This window comes from Nocardia glycosmidis, assembly GCF_052545115.1.
On the sequence record NZ_JBQWRH010000001.1, the window covers coordinates 166,631 to 186,711 of the forward strand.

General features: G+C 61.7%; 16 protein-coding genes. 9 read left to right on the plus strand and 7 right to left on the minus strand.

Going from position 1 to position 20,081, the window contains the following annotated elements:
* Window positions 1–1,209 precede the first annotated feature (1,209 nt).
* On the plus strand, window positions 1,210–2,220 hold the full coding sequence (locus tag ACT86A_RS00775) for an LPO_1073/Vpar_1526 family protein (RefSeq protein ID WP_445090001.1): 1,011 nt from the start codon (window positions 1,210–1,212) through the stop codon (window positions 2,218–2,220).
* Window positions 2,221–2,757: 537 nt separating this feature from the next.
* Entirely contained in the window at window positions 2,758–3,189 is a 432-nt protein-coding gene (locus tag ACT86A_RS00780) for a hypothetical protein (RefSeq protein ID WP_445090002.1), read from the plus strand.
* Between the two features lie 155 nt (window positions 3,190–3,344).
* On the opposite strand, the gene ACT86A_RS00785 is transcribed toward ACT86A_RS00780, so the two are convergent.
* The 6 genes from ACT86A_RS00785 to ACT86A_RS00810 form a co-directional block, all read right to left on the minus strand.
* Window positions 3,345–4,343 (minus strand): helix-turn-helix domain-containing protein, encoded by a 999-nt coding sequence (locus tag ACT86A_RS00785; RefSeq protein WP_445090003.1) that lies wholly within the window; start codon window positions 4,341–4,343, stop codon window positions 3,345–3,347.
* Complete coding sequence (locus ACT86A_RS00790) at window positions 4,327–4,500, minus strand: hypothetical protein (RefSeq protein WP_445090004.1); 174 nt, start codon at window positions 4,498–4,500, stop codon at window positions 4,327–4,329. Before ACT86A_RS00790 ends, ACT86A_RS00785 begins: the two co-directional genes overlap by 17 nt.
* A gap of 60 nt (window positions 4,501–4,560) precedes the next feature.
* Window positions 4,561–5,016: a hypothetical protein gene (locus ACT86A_RS00795; RefSeq protein WP_445090005.1), complete on the minus strand. Its 456-nt coding sequence runs from the start codon at window positions 5,014–5,016 to the stop codon at window positions 4,561–4,563.
* Window positions 5,017–5,472: 456 nt separating this feature from the next.
* Complete coding sequence (locus tag ACT86A_RS00800) at window positions 5,473–6,210, minus strand: hypothetical protein (protein ID WP_445090006.1); 738 nt, start codon at window positions 6,208–6,210, stop codon at window positions 5,473–5,475.
* 1,022 nt (window positions 6,211–7,232) lie between these two features.
* Window positions 7,233–7,604: a hypothetical protein gene (locus tag ACT86A_RS00805; protein WP_445090007.1), complete on the minus strand. Its 372-nt coding sequence runs from the start codon at window positions 7,602–7,604 to the stop codon at window positions 7,233–7,235.
* Window positions 7,601–7,870, minus strand: a complete 270-nt coding sequence (locus tag ACT86A_RS00810; RefSeq protein ID WP_445090008.1) for a winged helix DNA-binding protein — start codon at window positions 7,868–7,870, stop codon at window positions 7,601–7,603. Before ACT86A_RS00810 ends, ACT86A_RS00805 begins: the two co-directional genes overlap by 4 nt.
* A gap of 158 nt (window positions 7,871–8,028) precedes the next feature.
* On the opposite strand from ACT86A_RS00810, the gene ACT86A_RS00815 reads away from it, so the two are divergent.
* Genes ACT86A_RS00815 through ACT86A_RS00825 form a run of 3 tightly spaced genes read left to right on the plus strand, consistent with a single transcriptional unit; the run spans window position 8,029 to window position 9,762 of the window.
* The gene (locus ACT86A_RS00815) at window positions 8,029–8,430 is read left to right on the plus strand and encodes a hypothetical protein (RefSeq protein WP_445090009.1); all 402 of its coding nucleotides are present in this window, start codon (window positions 8,029–8,031) and stop codon (window positions 8,428–8,430) included.
* On the plus strand, window positions 8,411–8,923 hold the full coding sequence (locus ACT86A_RS00820; RefSeq protein WP_445090010.1) for a DUF6879 family protein: 513 nt from the start codon (window positions 8,411–8,413) through the stop codon (window positions 8,921–8,923). Before ACT86A_RS00815 ends, ACT86A_RS00820 begins: the two co-directional genes overlap by 20 nt.
* A complete protein-coding gene (locus ACT86A_RS00825) occupies window positions 8,920–9,762 on the plus strand; it encodes a helix-turn-helix domain-containing protein (protein ID WP_445090011.1) in 843 nt (280 codons plus the stop codon). The genes ACT86A_RS00820 and ACT86A_RS00825 overlap by 4 nt, the downstream gene beginning before the upstream one ends.
* 895 nt (window positions 9,763–10,657) lie before the next feature.
* Here ACT86A_RS00825 and ACT86A_RS00830 read toward each other — a convergent pair.
* A complete protein-coding gene (locus ACT86A_RS00830) occupies window positions 10,658–12,379 on the minus strand; it encodes a recombinase family protein (protein ID WP_445090012.1) in 1,722 nt (573 codons plus the stop codon).
* On the opposite strand from ACT86A_RS00830, the gene ACT86A_RS00835 reads away from it, so the two are divergent.
* From ACT86A_RS00835 to ACT86A_RS00850, 4 genes are all read left to right on the plus strand, one after another.
* Window positions 12,380–12,754, plus strand: a complete 375-nt coding sequence (locus ACT86A_RS00835) for a single stranded DNA-binding domain-containing protein (RefSeq protein WP_445090013.1) — start codon at window positions 12,380–12,382, stop codon at window positions 12,752–12,754.
* Window positions 12,755–12,834: 80 nt separating this feature from the next.
* Complete coding sequence (gene ettA, locus ACT86A_RS00840; protein ID WP_445090014.1) at window positions 12,835–14,511, plus strand: energy-dependent translational throttle protein EttA; 1,677 nt, start codon at window positions 12,835–12,837, stop codon at window positions 14,509–14,511.
* Window positions 14,512–14,823: 312 nt separating this feature from the next.
* Window positions 14,824–14,946, plus strand: coding sequence for a hypothetical protein (locus ACT86A_RS00845; protein WP_445090015.1), 123 nt, complete (start codon window positions 14,824–14,826; stop codon window positions 14,944–14,946).
* A gap of 189 nt (window positions 14,947–15,135) precedes the next feature.
* Window positions 15,136–20,076, plus strand: coding sequence for an NAD-glutamate dehydrogenase (locus ACT86A_RS00850; protein ID WP_445090016.1), 4,941 nt, complete (start codon window positions 15,136–15,138; stop codon window positions 20,074–20,076).
* The last annotated feature ends 5 nt before the right edge of the window (window positions 20,077–20,081 follow it).

Here is a 20,081-nt window from a genome sequence, read left to right on the forward strand (position 1 = left end):
TGCTGCGCGTGCGGATTCCGCCCACGATGGAAGGGGTCTCCTCGAGGGGGAGAAATTCCGGGCCGACGGCCCGGATCCGAATGTGAAGGAGCACAACTATGTACGAGGCGAACGCGACCGTGATCGGAACGATCGCGACTCATCCGATCAAGCGGGATCTGACCAATGGCGAACAGGTGCTCACGTTCCGGCTGGCGAGCAATTCCCGCAGGCTCGATCACACCTCGGGGCAATGGGTGGACAACGGCACCCTGTTCTGTCTACTACCCAAACCGACGAGTGCAAACCCGCTGGGAGTGAGTGAGGGGAGGAAGCGAAGGGGTACCCCGGTACCGCGAAGCACGGGAACACCCTTAGCGCGTGACGGCTCCGCCGGTCGGTCGGTCGTATCGTCGCTTCGGTTGCACGCAGGCACGGGGATTACTCGGCCTGCCGGGACTGGGTTATTGGACAGAGCCCGGTCGGAGGACGCAGAGCACGGGAAACCCGGTTGCCGTCCAACGATCCGTGCCGCCCACCGTGGCGGCTGCACTCCGAGTCCGCCTTTACGTGCGGCTCTGTCTCATCGGAACAGGTGCGTTGGCCCCTCTGACGGGCGACGGCACCGCTGGTGAAGCGGCCCAACCGTAGGTGTACGACGGTTGCAGCGCAGCAAGCGGGGGAAGATGGCTGAATAGCCGAATGCGGTAGGCTCACGGCCTACGGCGTCGGACTGCTAGACCCAGTTCCTCGCCCAGGCCCTCGGCGGTGTTGGTAGCACCTCCGGGGGCTGACTTGTACCGGTGACCGTATCACAGCAGCGATTCGCACTCGAGTCACGTCACGAGAATCCGTATGCCGCATCGTCGCGTCGAGCGCTGGGACCTGGTGCAGGAGAGTATGCTTCGGCCGAACTCAGTGTGCGAGACCTCGGGGCGGAGTCATCATGGCGGTGTATTGGAAGTGGATCGGCGGAGCGACCTTCGGGATCGCCTCCCTTGTTGTTGGAATGCTTCCGCTGATCAGCAACAGTTGGCCTCGTTGGGTCCTGATCGCACTAGGCGTTGTCGCGCTCTTAGCCACGGCTCTCACATTTCCGTGGGGCGGTAGCAACCCGAATCAGCCAGCACCAAGCAAAAATGTCCGCCAAACGCAGACGAGCGGTGACCGCTCCCGGAACATCCAGGCCACGGGCGATGTGCGCGTGGAGGGTGGCATGGGGAATGAGAAGTGAACTGGTTTCGCCAGGGCCAGAGCGGCGGCGATTACTCACGTCAGATACAAGCCGCTCGCGATGTTTACATCACTGAAGGCGTAAAGCCGGACGAGGTTGTTCGCATTTGTACCGAACTTATGCGGACGGAGTTTGAAAGATACTCCGCGACCGCACGTAAAGTTGTTGAAGAGCGCGCTCAAGAGTTCCTCGAAAACTACATGCATCGGCAGACAAGCGTTGCTCCTGATGCTGTTTCGTCAATGGAACGGCCCCATATGCAGCGCGCCTTGCAACAGGCGCAGGTCGAATACGTCTCCTCTGGAGACGCCGATTTAGGGTCATTACTGGTCAATTTAGTCGTAGAGCTGTCGCAGAAGGAGCAGAGAGGCACTCATGCCACTGCCCTTCAGGATGCTTTAAAGATGGCACCGAGGCTCACAACACAACAGATGAACGCGCTGACAGTGGTAATGCTTGGACGCGTGTTCCTCTTCCATTGGAAAAATCCAGAGGAAGCGTTCTCCCTGTTCTGTTCCCACTTCGTTCCCTTTGGTGATCTTCCGAGCGCTGGTGCAGATTTTCGACACATCCAGGGCGTCGGTGCGGCATGGAACGGATTCGGCGGAAGAAAGACTTTTGCTGAAAATTTGATCGACCTGTACCCAGGATTATTCACTGATGGTTTCATGCTGTCCCAATTGCCGTCGCATCTGACGGGATTAGTCCTCCCTGCCTCTGAGAATTTAGTCAAGTTCGCTACTCCGTCCGCGCGACAATTGGAAGGTACATTAAAGGCGATTGGAGTAGATGCAGCCACGGCGGACGATTGTTTGGCGCTTCAGAAGGTAGGAACCTTCGCGCCTGAGTCCGTCACTGATACGATCCTGAAGAACGTTCCGAAGATGGGCAGGTTGATGACTTTCTGGACTCCATGGAGCACTTTCGAACTTTCGACCACAGGCGTCGTCATCGCAGACGCACACCTTCGCTCTCGCGTATCGGGGAATCCCCCCTTGGCTATTTAGGGCGATTGAACAGTTATCGACGGGGTTAAAACCCGTACAAGACCTTGCTGACGCATTCACCCCCGATCCAGCGCACGGGGGCGAGGGTATACCCCCCTGGGTGCACCCAGGGACATACTCCCTGGTCGGAGCCCTTTCCCGTGCCGATGCCGGGTGTACCCACCCGAGGGCTGTCGGCACGTCGAGATACAGCAAATCCCAGCCTGACCAGCAGAATCCCCAGCGTCCCGAGGTCAGTACCCAGCGCCACGCAAGCGCCTAAACCCCAGACGCCACACGGAGAGGCCCCCGTATTCCCCAGGTCACACCCGGTAATACCCAGTGCAGGGGCCACGCCCCGAGGTGCACCCCACACCCCAGTACCCGGCACGGGAGGGCACCACCCACCGAGGATCAGGTATCTGTGCATCCCCTCGTTGTACCGAGCGGTACCCCCGCAGAACCCAATACTCACGGGCTCGATTCCATTTGTGTTGCAATACCAGAGCTGGCTATCCTCGTTTCGAGGCGGAACAGTTCGCCACACAAGGAGGGAATGTGTCAGTCGATATCGACAGCAACGACCGTAAGCTTTCCGTGGGTGATCCCGTCACACTGTTGGGCGGGCTAGCACGCAGGGGCTGGCCCACAGGGAAAGGCTCGCATGGGGCAGTCAAATCGTTCGGGAGCGTTTATGTTCACGTTCTGATCAGCAATGGTCGCAAGTTCATAGACGACGGTGACGTGGTTCAGGTGCTCGGAGACAAACTTGCGTATGGACACTTCGATATCAGCGAAGCCGAGCAGGTGGCCCGCGATCAACAAGAGCTAGAGTTCAAAGCCGGGATCGAGGCTCGCGAACGCAGAAGAGCGCAGCTTGCCGTATTGGATTTCATCTACCTCGCCGCCGAGCGATCGATCGTCACCAAAGAGCAGCTGGATGCAATGCTGGCGCTAGGGGACGAAGAGGGCATGACTCCGCCGAAGTAGATACACAGAAACCCCCGGTGTAGCACCGGGCTTTTGTTTGCTGACTGCCTAAGGTGGAACTAACACCTTAGGTTGCCAGCGTCCACAGGCTACGCCTCAATCGACCATCTCAGGCTTAGGTGTGCACTCGGGTGCCCCCGAGCCGATTTCGTCGCTTAGCGTTGAATCTGGGGCGTTTTCACAGCCCGAATCTCTACTACGCCATTGGCTTGACGTACTTCAATCCAGCGATTCGCGCTCAGCCACTTCGAAGCGTCCGAAGTCCGCATGGCGGTAGGGAGTCCTGCGAACTCCGTCAACTCTTGCAGGGGTGCTTTTGATCTGGAAATCCAGCTACCCGATGCTGAGGTGATGGCCTGGTACAGGTGCCGGGCATCCTCTGGGAATTCGGATGTATCTACGCCGGGGGCGGAACGTTCCTCAGTCGGAATAATTCCCACCTCCGGAGACCGGTCTAGGTCTCCTACGTTCTCGCCGTCGTAACTCCGGTTCGTTCCAGTTGGGTTGTGAATCCTCAGCCGCTCAGTCGGCGGCTTATCCCAGATGGAACCCCCAGGTTCCTCCTGGGTGGATTTTTCTAACCCATTAGAAATTGAATTCACTTCTGGTGAATTCACTACTAGGGATTCACTACTTTGGTCGGTAGTTTTGACCGACCCTCCCTCGGTAGTTTCTACCGACCTCCCTCGGTCATTTCTACCGAGGGTATCTAGACCCTCGGTAGTTTCTACCGGGGTACCGTCACCATCAACGATGACGGTTCGGGAATATCGTTCGATCTCCTCGGGAGTGAACGGGGTATTCGACAACTGGAGGTGCCACGTCTCACGGAATGGCTTACGCCTTGGCCGGGCATAGGGCTGTCGAACTATCCAGCCGTGATCTTGCAGATTCGCCAGGGCGGCACGAACCGTTTTCGCTGTCGTACCAAGGTCCTCGGCTACTGCCTCGGCGGAGGTCTGCCATCCGGTTACGTGAGACCAGATATACAACGCCACGGACCGGGCTGTTGCCGTCAATCGTGCATCTCGGGCAAGCGCGTGCGGCAATGAGGTGTATAGGTTCCCACGGTCGCCACCGGCACCGAGGGTGCCGTGGTGAACGATCGGGGAGCGCTTCCCGCTGGCTTTTGGTTCGTCACTCGCTGTGGTCAATCTGTGTGCCTCCCAAGGCAGAGTTAATCAGGTCGCGGAGTATGACAAGTTCCTGGTCGTTCATCAGCAGGAACGCCGAGGTGCCCTCGCGTGTGATCTTGTGCGTGATCTCACCACGGGCTTTGTTCCAGAGGGTTCGAATGCGCGGTGCGTTCACTTGCGCCCCTTCAATCGGTGTCGAAATCGTTTGCCGGTCGGCGGCACCATTCAACGGGTCTCAATGGATTAGACCCCCACGCAGGAGCGACGCCACGGAATCCCGAGCCCAGGACGAACCGCCGTCAGGAGTTCCACCAGCGGCCCGCAGAATCGCCGGACCGTTCAACGGCATATCCGAACGTGAGCTAGGCCGGTAGGTCTCGGCCATGGCGGACCGGATGAGATCCGCCGTGGTCTGTGTGACGTACTGCGCTTCCTGTTCGGCCTGACGGTCGGCCGCCCACTTCTCTTCCAGTTCCTGAGTTCGTCGTACGTACTCCAGGAACCGGTCCTCCCAGGTTGACTCTTCGGGTTTCTCGGGCAGACCAGGCACCTCGGTAATGCCCCGGAGTTCCAGACGCCGGGCGACACCCTTAGCAAACTCATCCCCGATATCAGCAGGCGCACGCCGAGGGGTATCGGCAAGCGCACGCTTCAGCATGTCGGCAGACGACGGCTTACGGTTGATACTCATTCAGTAGTTCCATTCTGGAACCGGTATGGCCGGTTCCGGTCTTGTGGGCTTAAGCCCGCTCGGTGTGTCCGGCGCGAATATCGGCCAGGGACGAATAAGGGACGGATACCGGTGGCGCGGGCCGGTCGTACCTGCGGAAGAACAGTTCACGTCGAGCGGCCTCGGGGTCCGGTTCCTTTTCGAACCACGGGACATCACCGGCCACACGAATAGCGGCGTTGTATTTCTCGGTAGCTCGGACAAACGACTGATACGCCGCCTCCCGGTCCTCTGGGGTGGCCGATCGCCATAGTTCGTTTAAATCAGGGTTCTGTACGGTGTTGAGGTTCGCGGATGGTTTCTGGTGCATGATTCTCCTGATGGCCCTCAGATTGCCGCCTGAGGGCCGAACTCGATATGTCTGGTGTGAATTGCCTACGGACGCGGGAAACATCCGCTACGGGGCAAATAGCAGGGTTACGCCTTCCAGCCGTTTTCCGGGATCGGCTGAGCCTCAATGTCGGCAATGATTTCGGCGACCCGCTTCGGATCATTCAGAGACCAGGAGACGTTGCCACGGACAGCGGCGAAATACACCGGGTTGATCGCACGAGCATAATCGTTGGCCGACCCCTGGTGAGCGGACTTCAACCGCTGGGCCTGGTCTCGGTCCTTCGGCGAAAACAGTCGGCACCACACATACGTTTCGTGGCCCTGGTAAGCCGGGAGATACGCCAGCGACGCCAGCCAAGAATCAAACACCGCCAGTTCTGCGGCAGCATCCCGAGCAGCCTGCCAGGCTGTCAGAACCTCAGCACCACCCGCGATAATCGTTTCCGGCGTAATCACCTTAGGGAGCGCTAGGGCCGCATCGGTGTAGCGGGTTACCGCGTCAATGAACTTGCGCCCAGTCTGCCGGATCATTTCCGGGGCTAGCTCACCGGCGATAGTTACGACGTTCCACGCTAGAGCATTACGGACCCGGTTTCGTGCCTCCTGGTGGTGTGCCTGTGTGGACAGTTCGGCGGCCAGCTCTGCCACACGCTCGCGGATGTTCTTGGTCGTGATGGTGTCGGCACCGACGTCCAGCGACGGTGATTCGACGTACTGGGATTCGTCATAGACTGCGATTGCCGTAGCCAGTGGCTTAGGCAGTGTGCCGAGGTTGGGCCATTCGGTCGAAACCTTGGAGGCGGTGAAAGCAATCTCGAACATTGTTGGTGTTTCCTTTCGTAGTGCCCGTAGGCATAAAAAAAGCCGCCTAGGAACGAACGCCGTAGGCGGCACAGAATCTGTTTCAGGTGTTTCTTTTACTTGGGTTTGGCATATCCGGACGCTAGTGCGGCACCTAGCACCTTTAGATCAATCGGCGGTTCCGATCGGGTTACCTCTACGCCGTGCGATTCGAGGACCATGGCAAGTTCTAGAGCCGCCCGTTGGCGGCTACGGTATTGGCGGTTCTTTTGGGTGCGACAGGTGAGGCAGTAACCCTGCCCGTCGCGGTCGGCCGCTGAGTTGATGTTGTGCCCGTTCGGGCAGGTGCCAGTCACACGTCATTTCCTTTCATGTTCGATCATGAATTGGGACAAAAATAAAGCAGGCCCGAAGCCTGCGTGTCCCCACTAGTTATGTACGGGCGATTTCTGACCGAACTGCCCATAATGTGACTAGAATCATAGAAATATCTAGAGTTAAGGTCGTTCGTTCCTCCCTCACTTATATATAGGGGTCACGCACCCCCGAATTTCGTCACGCTCTGGGTAGAAGTGAGGGTTCTCACTTATATATAGGTACGAGACCCCCCTGATTTCTACGAGAGTGGCGTAGATAGTGACGAGGGATACCAAAACCCCAGAGCCGAAACTCTGGGGTTCCTCGGGGGTAAAGGTTGTCAGGCCGGGGAGCCTGTGTCACCGGCACACGCCGGGCACGAGCACTTTGCAGCGGGAGTCTCAACCAGGCCAGTATCGGCGCTGCCGGTGCGTTCGCGGATGATCTCGTTTGCCTTCCGGATCTTCTCGTCAAGCTCTGCCGCGCGTGTCTCGCACTTGGTGTCGGCCCTGTTCTTGAGGGCGAAGTTCCGGAATTGGACCCATGCCAGAGTCGCCGGTCTGGTGTCTACTGTCATCACTCAACCTTACGTAGTTCGTGGTCGGTCCGTACCGGCAATGAAACCCGTTGAGCCAGCCACACGAGGGGGTAGACGCCCCCGGCGCGGAACGTCGGGTCACCACTGCCTACAGGTTCTTGATCCAAGCATCGTGTTCGGCTGTGTCGAATGCCCGGCCATCGCTGCAACCGGTGGCCCACCGTGCGAAGGTCTGTCCCGTGTTTGTGGTGATTACGTCAGCGACTTTGACCAACTCCGTCGGTACCTCCCCGCCGAAGTGAGCTACGCCGGGCACGATCACGGCATCGACGTCAACCGTCCGGACCACGTTCATCAGTCGCGTCAGGGGGTGATCGGTGTTCGGTCCGAACACCACAACCTTCGCCAAGTCGTACCCGAGACGCTTTGCGACACTGCGGATCTGGGTTTCGTCCCATACTTGGGATACGCCGGATACGTCCCGACGCAAGTAGCCGATCGCTGTTGGTTTCGACCTCATAGCGCCACCTCGTTGGGTCGCGGCAGGTAGTCGCGATACCGGGGGTCGTTCAACAGATTCCTACCGCTGCCGGTGATCTGATACTCAGCAGGGGTCCGCCGCCCTCTCAACGCCAGCCCGTCATACGTTAGTAGGTTGACGACTCCTCGTATCCGTGGTGCGGAACAGCCGGTTTCGTTGCACAGCTCCCGCACGGTCAACGTGCCGTACGGTCCCAGCGCGGCTAGCACGCCCAGCACCTTCGCTTGCGGTTCGGTAAGCCCCATCCGGAATAACCCCTCGTGTCGTCGGGTGGCTGGCAGCTCAGGGCCAGGACAACTGGCACCGGCCCCGAGCGCCTGTGCGTGGACGCTACGGACTTCGATCATGGTTGATCCACTGTCATGCACAGCTATGCACGGATTCGAACTCAGCATTTCGTGAGGTGCTTTTCTGGGTCACACTGGGACTTGCGACAACCATGCACGTGCATGGCCTGATAGGAGGGCTCGACATGCGGTTAAAGTTTCTGGGCAAAGGTGGGTCCGAAGCCAACGGTTGCCCGGCGTTGTACGCCACCGACCACCACAGCTACGTAGCCGTGGGCTGGGAGACCGATACGCGTGGGACAGTCGAAATCCCGCACCTGATAACGGGATTCGCTGAACCGGACACGTTCATCGGTGCCCGAATGGAGGACACGGGCAGGGGTACCTTCGTCCTCTCCGGCCGACCGATTACGGATGATGAGACGCTGAGCCAGCTCGACCTAGCCGCCGACGAAACGGCTATCGAGGTGCCGAAGCTAGGAAGGACGTTCTACGGCAATGCTGCTAGTCAACGGTGATCCGTGGCCGGACTGGTTCCGGGGACTGCGGCACTCTGCGTTCCACTTGGAAGTCCGGGACTCCTACGCCGAGCCAGCCGAGAACAATCGGTTACGTGCGTTCCTCGCTGGCGAACCTGCACCGGATGAACCGCCCGTGCCGTGGCACGCGCTCATGAGGGATACGACCGACCGGGGCGTGTCTGTAAGCCGGGTACGTGTCGTGACGGTACCTCACTCGGACTATCACCGTTGGTTGCTCTCCGTGACCGGCCGGAACATCGAGTCCGGGGAGGACATCCGGTACTTGCCCCGGCATGAGGCGGGGGAGGTGCCGCCAGATGACTGGTGGTTGTTCGATGACGAACGTGTGGTGTTCAACCTCGCTGGCGAGGACGGCAAACCGGCCGGTGCGGCCGTGACCACCGATCCCGGAATCGTGGACTACTGCCGAAGGGTCCGGGGCCGGCTGTGGAAGCTGGCGACGCCATACGCGGAGTACGTCACTCGGTGACCAGCTCGATTCACCAGCAGCGCGAAGCTCTCGGAGGCAGACTCCGAGAGCTTCGTCTCAATGCGGGGTTGTCCGGCGCGGAGCTGGCGCGCCGGAACGGATGGCACCAAACCAAGGTCTCAAAGGTCGAGCACGGGCACATCAGGCCGTCACGTGACGACATCCGTGCATGGTGCGAGCACTGCAACGCCGTAGACCAGGTGCCGGATCTGATAGCCAGCCTGGACAACCTCAACGCTGCATACGTCGAATGGCGAAAGGTGCTTGGCACCGGAACCCAGCGCCGACAGCACGCGCTGGTGAACCTGACCGAGACCTCACAGATAGTTCGGATCTACAACCCGTTCTTTGTCCCTGGGTTCTTGCAGACGGCCGAATACGCGGCCGGAGTGCTCCGAAACGTGAGCCAGTTCTATCAGACGCCCAGTGACATAGAAGCGGGCGTAGCGAAGCGTCTGGAGCGGCAACAGCTCCTGTACCGAGGGCAGCGCCGGTTTCACTTCCTGATCGGTGAGCAGGCGCTCTACACCACCGTTGGCACCGATGCCGTCATGGTTGGTCAGCTAGACCGGCTGCTTGCCGTGACCGGGCTCCCACGAGTCACCCTCGGAATCGTTCCAGTTACGGCGGAAATCCTGTTCGCTCCGACGAATTTCTCAATGTTCGACAACAAGATTGTCTTGGTCGAGGCGATAACCGCAGAGCTGACGGTTACACAACCGAGGGAAATCAAGATCTACCATCAGGCATTCGACTCCCTGATCGGTAAATCCGTGACAGGGAATGCGGCGCGGGAAATCATCGCCGGTGCCCTGGAGTCTCGGCGACAGGCCGAGTGAGTCGCCGCGCTTGCCCGTGGGCATCCTCACACGTACGATTGCATCAGTCCGACCGATACGTCGGACTTGTAATTGTACCCAGATTCTAGCATCGTCCGTATTGGCCTCTAGACGCCACAGAGGCGGACGAACGTATCAAGGATGGATACTCGCCTAGGGTTGGCACATTCAAGGGCTTAGACGGCCATACAGCGCTTCCGTCGAATCGCGACACGCCCGGAGGAATACCCCTGCGCGCGGGAGAGCGAGTGAACGTACGCGTGCGTATACGCGTAATAAGAACTCTCTTTAGAGAGTTCTAGTTACTAACCAACCTCGCTACTCGCTCGGTCCAACCAACTCAACCCCCTCGCTGCTGCTCGGGGTACTTCATTCGACCGGCCTCGGAGCCGGTCCATATGGGTGTTCAATACCCGGCCCTGATGGCCGGTCTACTTCACGGCAGGCGTTCGGCCTGTCTAATGGATTAACAACCCAACTGAAAGAGCCGCCTAAACGGCTCTCTAAGCGATTAGAATAATCGACCCATACAAAGACCCTTGGAAAGTCTGGAAATTGCCCACAAGTGAAACTGGAGCCCGTTTCGGGGCATATGAGTTCAACCATGGGAAACCTCGGCCGGAAACTGGGGTTCTCGATTCAGGCTCACGCGGTGCCAGTAGGGCATCCATGCCATATGGATATAACCCTCTGCCTGCCATCATGGGTTATGTACTTATGCTCTAGCTCTCGCGAAGCTCGGCCGAAGAACTCATGCGCATACGCTATATGGGCAGATCCGTAGCCTGTTCGGTCCTCGGTCAGGATAGTCAGCGAACCATCGGGCTCTACCTCAACCAATGCGTCAAACGCATCACCTCGGACTGACCGGAGCTGGACCGTGCTGACCTGTAGCTCAGTTGGAACGCTCACCGTTAACCCATTCCTCGCCGCCACCGGCAACTCGGTGCCAATGCTCGGTGCCGTCGTCGTCGGTCCAGAAGGTCCAACCAGTTGCCTCGCTCCGGGTGTAGTTCTCGCCATCCCACGATGACGAGTCGACGTGTCCCGCCTTTACGCGGCTCATCCACTCTTGGTAGCCCTCTGCGGTATCGCCAGTATCGAACAGGTGCAGGTGCATCTTCGAGTGGACCTCTAGCCGGATACCGGCCTCTCGCATCATGTCCCGACGCCCGATCGCATCCAGCCGTTTCCAGGCTTCCGCGAACGTTTCTCCGGTCGTCTCAACTTCGTACCTGGGTGCAGTGACCGGGGACGCCTCTAGAACCGTCTTACGGGCCGTAAGGCCCTTCAATCGGCCGATGTACTGCGCCCGCTCCTCGGGCGTGACGATCAGTCCAGCGTCGGACTCGTCCCGTACTCGCTGAATCGAGTCCTTTACGCGCTCCAACTCTGCCCGGTTGTCGCTGCCGGGAACGAGCACGCGCCGAATAACCGGCCGTGGGCCGTAGTGTCCCAGAAACGTCTCCTCCAAGAACGGCAACACCACATCAGTGCGGACCAGTACCTTGCAACCCTGGTCCGGCTTGTTCGCACATCGGAAGTACCCGGTGTGCCGAATTTCCTTCGCCGGAATGTGCTGGGACAGCGCTCGCTTGCACTTGCCGCAGAACCCGACACCGAGGATCGGGTTTTCCGAATTGACCCGCTTCTTGCCGGACAGTCGACGTTTCGCTACCTCCGCTTGGATACGTTCCCACTCCTCCGCTGTAAACGACGGGTCCACCATCTGAATCATGGAGCCGTCCGCAGTCAGGACCGGATACCCGTCCGATGCCACCTTGATTCCTTGCGTGCCATGGCTGGTGAGAATCCCGAGAAGAGCTGAGTGTGTCCACGGTTCCCGGCGTAGCCGAGGCTTACCCGACTCGACACGGGAACGTTCCAGGCTAGTCGGCACAGCAGACCCTTGGCATGGTCCGGGGCATTCCTCGTTCCTCAGTTCGTGGGGGCATTTGTTCAGATGCGCAACGATCGACGTCAGAGAGTCCCCGGCGAACACCCGGGGTTTGATCTGCTCGTGGAGTACGTGCTGTGCTGCGGGGTCCTGGACGATGCACCGGCCCTTGCCGGACGGGTGAGGGGCCGTCTTGAACCCGAACCGTGGGATGCCGTATGCCCATCGGTCGGTCTGCCGGATGATCCGATGACCGTCCTTGGTTCGGGTGCTGAACCGGTTCAGCTCCAGCTGGGCGAAGAACGAACCGATGTAGACGAACAGCTCTGCAAGCATCCCTTCGAGGCCGGGTGCCGGATTCAGGTAGTTCAGAACTAGACCGTCTTCGGCGAAAACAAGGATCTTCTTGTGCTCCTCGCACCATTCCGCAACCTTGATCATGTGCCGGGTCGACCGGAACGCGCGGTCGATCTTGGAGAACACCAAGATGTCGAACGAGTCGGCGAACTGTTCCTTGAACCAGCGTCCCAGGTCCGGCCGATCGAACGGCGAGATAGAAGCGGACACGTCCAGGTCTTCGAACGCTCCGACGATAGACGCGCCCTGAGTTTCGACCCAGGACGAACCTGTCCTCTGCTGGGCCAGGTGTGAAACCTTGCCCTCATCTTTCAATACCGACACCCGAGCGCCGACGACCGCTCGAAGTCCCACATAGCTCATATGGGCAGTATCAACTACCGGACGCTGTACCTGACCGTCAGTTGCTGGCGCAGGTTGGTGGCGGGTGTCGACGCGTCTCTGCGCCGCGGTGACCCGATCATCGCCTACGGTCAACTGCGCTCGCACGAGTACCGCAGCAAAGACGGCGTCGAGCGCCGCGATCTGGAGATGCGCGCCACGGCGGTCGGCCCCGATCTGTCCCGCTGTGCCGCGCACGTGACACGATGGTCCGAGATGGCGACGCGGAATACTTCGCCGGGTCCGGGTGCTGAAGATCGGGTGCCGGTCGCTGACGGGCCGGGGGAGGATGTCGCGGCCGTCGGGTCCGCACCGCCTCGCGGCAGCGCACCCGAGCCCGAGCCCGTCGGCACCTGATCGCATGACCGGTTTCGTCCTGACGGCAGTGGTAGCTCTGCTTCGTCCCCCCGTCTCCCGCACCGATAGGCTGCACACTTATGGCTGAGTTCATTTATCAGATGAAGAAGGTTCGCAAGGCGCACGGCGACAAAGTCGTGCTCGACGATGTCACCTTGAACTTCCTTCCCGGCGCCAAGATCGGCGTCGTCGGCCCGAACGGCGCGGGTAAATCCAGCGTGCTGAAGATCATGGCCGGACTGGACCAGCCGAACAATGGCGACGCTTTCCTCGCGGCAGGTGCCACCGTCGGCATCCTGCAGCAGGAGCCTCCGCTCAACGAGGAGAAGACCGTCCGCGGCAATGTCGAGGAAGGGCTCGGCGAGATCAAGGTCAAGCTCGACCGCTTCAACGAGATCGCCGAGCTGATGGCGACGGACTACTCCGACGAGCTCATGGAGGAGATGGGCAAACTCCAGGAGGAGCTGGATCACGCCGACGCCTGGGATCTGGACTCCCAGCTCGAGCAGGCGATGGACGCGCTGCGGTGCCCGCCGCCGGAGGAGCCGGTCACCAATCTCTCCGGTGGCGAGCGCCGCCGGGTCGCGCTGTGCAAGCTGCTGCTGAGCAAGCCCGACCTGCTGCTGCTCGACGAGCCGACCAACCACCTGGACGCCGAGAGCGTGAACTGGCTCGAGCAGCACCTCGCGCAGTACCAGGGCGCCGTGCTCGCGGTCACCCACGACCGGTACTTCCTGGACAACGTCGCGCAGTGGATACTCGAACTCGATCGCGGCCGCACCTACCCCTATGAGGGCAACTACTCCACCTACTTGGAGAAGAAGGCCGAACGCCTCGAGGTACAAGGCAAGAAGGACCAGAAGCTGCAGAAACGGCTCAAGGAGGAACTCGCCTGGGTGCGCTCCGGCGCCAAGGCCAGGCAGGCGAAGAACAAGGCTCGCCTCGGCCGGTACGAGGAGATGGCGGCCGAGGCCGAAAAGATGCGGAAGTTGGACTTCGAAGAGATCCAGATCCCGCACGGTCCCCGTCTCGGCAACGTCGTGGTGGAGGTCGAGCACCTGGACAAGGGCTTCGGCGACCGCCAGCTGATCAAGGATCTGTCGTTCACCCTGCCTCGCAACGGCATCGTCGGGGTCATCGGGCCCAACGGTGTCGGTAAGACCACGCTGTTCAAGACCATCGTCGGGCTCGAGCAGCCCGACAGCGGCGAGGTGAAGGTCGGCGAGACGGTCGAGCTGAGCTACGTCGACCAGAACCGCGCCGGCATCGACCCGAAGAAGACGGTCTGGCAGGTGGTCTCCGACGGCCTGGACTACATCGAGGTCGGCCAGCAGGAGATGCCGTCCCGCGCGTACGTGAGCGCCTTCGGTTTCAAGGGCCCCGATCAGCAGAAGCCCGCGGGCGTGCTCTCCGGCGGTGAGCGCAACCGCCTCAACCTGGCCATGACCCTCAAGCAGGGCGGCAACCTGATCCTGCTCGACGAGCCGACCAACGATCTCGACGTGGAGACCCTCGGCTCATTGGAGAATGCCCTGGAGAAGTTCCCGGGCTGCGCCGTGGTCATCTCGCACGACCGCTGGTTCCTCGACCGGACCTGCACGCACATCCTGGCGTGGGAGGGCGACAGCGACAACGAGGCCAAGTGGTTCTGGTTCGAGGGCAACTTCGAGGCATACGAGGCCAACAAGGTGGAGCGTCTCGGGTTGGAAGCCGCCCGCCCGCACCGGGTTACGCACCGGAAACTGACGCGCGGCTAGATCGGTTACGGCGGGTGGGTGCAGTCCGGTCCGCACCCACCTGTCCGACGGGGCGGTCCGTCGGAGAAGCCGACCGGGAACGACTGTCTCGCAGCCCACAGACACGTTCTCGGCAAAACGATTTCGTCGCACACCCCTCGGCCTGGTTGGCCGCAGGCCATACCGGGTGGCGGCCTGATCGTGACCACTGCTCGGCGTTTGGCGACATTCCCCCGGCAGGTGGTTGCCTCCGGCCATCGCCGCCATGAACCTTCGCCGACAACCCGGACGAGGAGCAACACCTACCCGCGCGTAGCTCGCTAGGGTGGGAGTGTGAATGCGCAGGCGCAGTTCGAGCAATCGGTGGCCGGGACCACCGACGCGGCGGCCGAGCTGACCCGAGGTCCCGGTGGGGCGCTACTGCCGCCGCGGATACGACCTGTAGCGCTCACCTGACGTTCGCGGGTCCGATCTTGTACTGCGCCGAGGTCAACCGTGTGATCTCGGCAGCTGCGCGACGAACTCCGCGGTCGTGGTGAACACCCGGATATCGGAAGGGAATTCACCCACGCGTCTTCGGCGCACAGTTACTCTCGGACCGGCGTCACTTTGTTACGGAACCGATATCCGAGGGAGTTGGCGAAAATGACCGTCTCGTCCGAATTGTCCAGCGCGGCGTGGGCCGCGGGTTTGCCGCAGTCGCTGCGCGGCGAACTCGCGACGCTCGAGGAAGCGTATTTCCGCCACGTCGACGCGGGCGATGTGGACTGTGCGATCACCGGCATCACTCAGATCTTTCGCCGGCACCTGCAGCTGGCGGCGACTCGCCTCCCTGGTCGCGCCCTGGTGCGGGTGTACCACCCGGACGACGGGTCGGGTATCGGCGCCGCCGTGCAGATCGTCACCGACGACATGCCGCTGCTGGTCGAATCGATCAGCTCGTCGTTGAGCCGGATGGGTGTCAGCGTCAGCGAGATCATCCACCCGATCTTCGAGGTCGAGCGGGACGCGCAGGGACATCTGACGCACGCCGCACCGCACGAGGTGGACGGCGCGGGCGCGGCCGTGCTCCGGGAATCCTGGATGCATATCCAGCTGCACCCGTCGACCGCCCCGGCGCTGCTGGCCAGGGTCGAGGCCGCCGTGCCGGACGTGGTCGACGACGTGCGGCAGGTGATCGACGACACCGAGGCCATCAAGCAGGTGCAGACCGAACTGGCCGACGACCTGCAACGGGCCGCACGCTCGGGGGCGGCGCCGTTCGCCGCGAGCGATTTGGTCGACACGGCCGATCTGCTGCGCTGGCTCGGGCGGGGAAACTTCACCGTCCTCGGCTATGCCCGCTACCGACTCGGTGCCGACCAGGAGCGGGCGAGCTCCGCGATGGCGCCGGGCACCTGCCTCGGGGTGCTGCGGCCGGACGTCGGCACCGACTTCCATGTTCCGGTCAACGGCGGCGACCGTCCGCTGCTCACGCTGACGCAGGGGTTGATCCCCGCCACCGTGCACCGCTCGGTGTACCCGTACTTCATCGGGGTCGCCGACTTCGACACGAGCGGGGCGACCGTCGGCGAGCACCTGTTCATCGGCGTCTTCACTGTCACCGCGGTGCACGAGAACGTCTTGGACATCCCGGTGATCGCACGCCGAGTGCGTTCCGCGATCGAAGACAGCGGATTCGATCTGGATTCGTTCTCCGGCCAGGCGATGCTGGAGGTCATCCAGTCCTTCCCGCGCACCGAACTGTTCTCCTCCGATGCCGAGACGTTGCGCCGCACCTCGACCGCCGTACTGAATGTGGGCCTGCGCCGCCAGGTGCGCCTGTTCCTCCGGGCGGACGCCTACGGCCGCTATGTCGCCTGCCTGGTCTACCTGCCACGCGATCGATACACCACCAGGGCGCGGCTGGAGATGCAGGATATCCTGGTCCACGAATTCGGCGGCGTGTCCATCGACTACTCCGCGCGCGTGGGCGAAAGCGATTTGGCGCGTGTGTATTTCACGGTGCGGCTGCCGGAGGCCGAAATCGGCGCTGCACGTCAGGCGCCACCCACCGCCGACACCTCCGAGGCCAACCGGTTGCGGTTGCAGAATCTGCTCGCCGAGGCGAGCCGCACCTGGGACGACAACCTGAACGACGAGGTGAGCACGTCGACGGTGCTCGATCCCGCTTTGGTAGAGCGGTACGTGGAAGCCTTTCCGGAGGGTTACAAGCAGGATTTCGCCGCTGCCCGTGCGCTCTCGGACATCGTGCGCCTGGAGCGGGTGCGCGACGGCGGCATCGACCAATATCTCTACCGCAGGCCGGATTCGGAACCGGGTTCGTGGCGCTTCACCCTCTACATCGGCGGGCGGGGCATCTCATTGAGTCAGGTGCTTCCGATTTTGCAGAGCCTCGGTGTGGAGGTGGTGGACGAGCGGCCATACCAGGTCGAGCTGGAGACCGCCGCCGACGGCGGCGCCGGCGGCGAGCGGTGGATATACGACTTCGGCCTGCTGGCCCGTCCCGAATTGCTGCGCAGTTCGCTGGACCGCGATTTGGACGCGGAGCTGCTCGAGTCCTCCCAACGTGCCGACGTGCTGGAGGCAGCGGTTCGCGGGATGCGTGAGCGGTTCGTGGAAGCGTTCGAAGCGATGTGGTACGGCCGTGCCGAGGCGGACGGTCTCAACGAACTCGTGCTGCGCGCCCGGCTGCCCTGGCGGGCCGTCTCGATTCTTCGGACCTACGCGAAATACTTGCAGCAGGCCGGTTTTCCGTACAGTCAGGTGAACATTTGCCGCGTGCTGCTCACCTATCCGGACATCGCGCGGTTGTTCGTCGACTTGTTCGCGGCGCGTTTCGACCCGGATACCTGCTCCGCCGAGCGCGCCGCTGAGCTGGAGATCAAGGTCCGCGGACGGATCGATGAGGTCGTCAGCCTCGACTCGGACCGCATTCTGCGTGCCATCCTGGGCTTGGTCAAAGCGACGTTGCGGACCAACTATTACGTCACCGACGCGAACGGTGGGTCGCGCGATTACCTCTCGGTGAAGGTCGAACCGCAGGAGATCGCGGAATTGCCCAGGCCGCGGCCGCAATTCGAGATATTCGTGTATTCGCCACGGGTCGAGGGTGTGCATCTGCGTTTCGGGGCGGTGGCGCGTGGTGGTTTGCGGTGGTCGGATCGGTTGGAGGATTTCCGGACCGAGGTGTTGGGTTTGGTGAAGGCACAGGCGGTGAAGAATGCGGTGATCGTGCCGGTGGGTGCCAAGGGTGGGTTTGTGGTGAAGCAGCCGCCTGCGGCCACTGGTGATCCGGCGGGGGATCGGCAGGCGTTGGGTGCTGAGGGTGTTGCTTGTTATCGGACGTTCGTTTCCGGCCTCTTGGATATCACCGACAATGTGGATCGTGTGAGCGGTGCGGTGCTGCCGCCGGCTCGGGTGGTGCGTCGGGATGGTGATGACACCTATTTGGTGGTGGCTGCGGATAAGGGAACGGCGACGTTTTCGGATATCGCCAACGATGTCGCCCACAGCTATGGTTTCTGGCTTGGTGATGCATTCGCGTCGGGTGGGTCGGCCGGTTATGACCACAAGGCGATGGGGATTACGGCCAGGGGTGCGTGGGAGAGTGTCAAACGGCATTTCCGTGAGCTGGAAATCGACACTCAGACGCAGGATTTCACCGTTGTCGGTGTGGGTGATATGAGCGGTGATGTGTTCGGTAATGGCATGTTGCTGTCGGAGCACATTCGTTTGGTGGCGGCGTTCGACCATCGGCACGTTTTCCTGGATCCGATTCCGGACGCGGCGCGTTCGTTCCGGGAGCGGCAGCGGTTGTTCGCGCTGCCGCGTTCGTCGTGGGCCGATTACGACGCGTCGCTGATCGGTCCGGGCGGCGGTGTGTGGGACCGGACGGTGAAATCGGTGCCGATCAGTCCGCAGGCCAGGACGGCACTCGGACTGGCCGACGATGTCGAATCGCTGTCACCGCCGGACCTGGTTCGCGCGATCCTGCTCGCTCCGGTCGACCTGCTGTGGAACGGGGGTATCGGCACCTACATCAAGGCGAGCACCGAGTCGAACGGCGACGTGGGCGACAAGTCCAACGACGCGGTCCGGGTCAATGGAAACCAGTTGCGGGTCAAGGTGATCGGTGAGGGCGGCAACCTGGGGGCGACCGCGCTGGGCCGCATCGAGTTCTGCCGCAACGGCGGCAAGATGAACACCGACGCGCTGGACAACTCCGCGGGCGTGGACTGCTCCGATCATGAGGTCAACATCAAGATTCTGCTGGACGCCCTCGTCTCCGGCGGACAATTGCCCGAGACCGAGCGCAACCCGCTGCTGGCCTCGATGACCGACGAGGTCGCGCGGCTGGTGCTGCGGGACAACGTGGCGCAGAACTTCTTGATGGGCGTTTCGCGCACCGAGGCGCCGCAAATGCTGAGCGTGCAGATGCGGCTCATCGAGGATCTCGAGCAGCGGCGCGGCCTGGACCGCGAACTCGAGGCGCTGCCCTCGGATCAGGAGATCAAGCGCAGGCTGGAGGATGGCGGGAGTCTGGCGTCACCGGAGCTGGCCAACCTGATGGCGCACGTGAAGCTGTCGCTCAAGGCCGATCTACTCGATTCCGACCTGCCCGACAGCCAGTATTTCGCGGCGCGGCTGTCCGACTATTTCCCGACTCCGCTGCGCAGCAGGTTCGGCACCGCGATCAAGCGGCACCGGCTGCGCAGAGAGATCGTCACCACCATGGTCGCCAACGAGATGGTGGACTACGGCGGCATCACCTACGCGCACCGGTTGAACGAAGAAGCCGGAGCGACGACCACCGACGCGGTGCGCGCCTTCGCCGCCGCGAGCGGGATCTTCGACCTGCATGAGATGTGGGCGCGGATCCGGGCCTGCGACGCGCCCACCTCGGTGCGCGACCTGCTCGAACTGGAGACCAAGCGGACGCTGGATCGAGCATCCCGGTGGCTGCTGAGCAACCGGCCGCAGCCGATCGCGGTCGGCTCCGAGATCAGCCGATACCGCAGCGACATGCGCGAACTCGCACCCAAGGTACCGAACTGGCTGCGCGGACATCACGTATCCACGCTTACCGACCAGTCTGCCGAATTGATCGCGCGTGGCGCGCCGACCGATCTGGCGACCGAGGTCTTCGGTCTGCTCAACCTGTTCCCCTTGCTGGACATCGTGGACATCGCCGACATCACCGACCGGGACGGCGACGAAGTCGGCTCGCTGTACTACGCGCTCAACGATCACCTCAAGATCGATTGGCTGCTGGAGGCCGTCAGTCACCTCGAACGCGGCGATCGCTGGCACTCGCTGGCGCGGCTGGCGTTGCGCGATGACATGTACGGCTCGCTGCGGTCGCTCACCCTCGACGTGCTCTCCGGTGGCGACCCCGAGGAGACCGCGGACGAAAAAATTGCATACTGGGAGTCGAAGAACCAGTCCCGCCTCGGCCGAGCCAGGGCGGCGCTGTCGGAGTTGTTCGAGTCCGGGACCCACGATCTCGCCACGCTGTCGGTTGCAGCGCGGCAAGTGCGGAGCATGGTGAGCGGGGTGGGCGCTCAATCGGAGGTACCACGGTGACGAGA

Bases quoted from the DNA above. Each gene is read 5' to 3' on its own strand.
- ACT86A_RS00795 (WP_445090005.1), bottom strand. From the start codon at position 5,016: ATGAGTATCAACCGTAAGCCGTCGTCTGCCGACATGCTGAAGCGTGCG.
- ACT86A_RS00800 (WP_445090006.1), bottom strand. From the start codon at position 6,210: ATGTTCGAGATTGCTTTCACCGCCTCCAAGGTTTCGACCGAATGGCCC.
- ACT86A_RS00805 (WP_445090007.1), bottom strand. From the start codon at position 7,604: ATGAGGTCGAAACCAACAGCGATCGGCTACTTGCGTCGGGACGTATCC.
- ACT86A_RS00810 (WP_445090008.1), bottom strand. From the start codon at position 7,870: ATGGGGCTTACCGAACCGCAAGCGAAGGTGCTGGGCGTGCTAGCCGCG.
- ACT86A_RS00820 (WP_445090010.1), top strand. From the start codon at position 8,411: ATGCTGCTAGTCAACGGTGATCCGTGGCCGGACTGGTTCCGGGGACTG.
- ACT86A_RS00830 (WP_445090012.1), bottom strand. From the start codon at position 12,379: ATGAGCTATGTGGGACTTCGAGCGGTCGTCGGCGCTCGGGTGTCGGTA.
- ACT86A_RS00835 (WP_445090013.1), top strand. From the start codon at position 12,380: ATGGGCAGTATCAACTACCGGACGCTGTACCTGACCGTCAGTTGCTGG.
- ettA (WP_445090014.1), top strand. From the start codon at position 12,835: ATGGCTGAGTTCATTTATCAGATGAAGAAGGTTCGCAAGGCGCACGGC.
- ACT86A_RS00850 (WP_445090016.1), top strand. From the start codon at position 15,136: ATGACCGTCTCGTCCGAATTGTCCAGCGCGGCGTGGGCCGCGGGTTTG.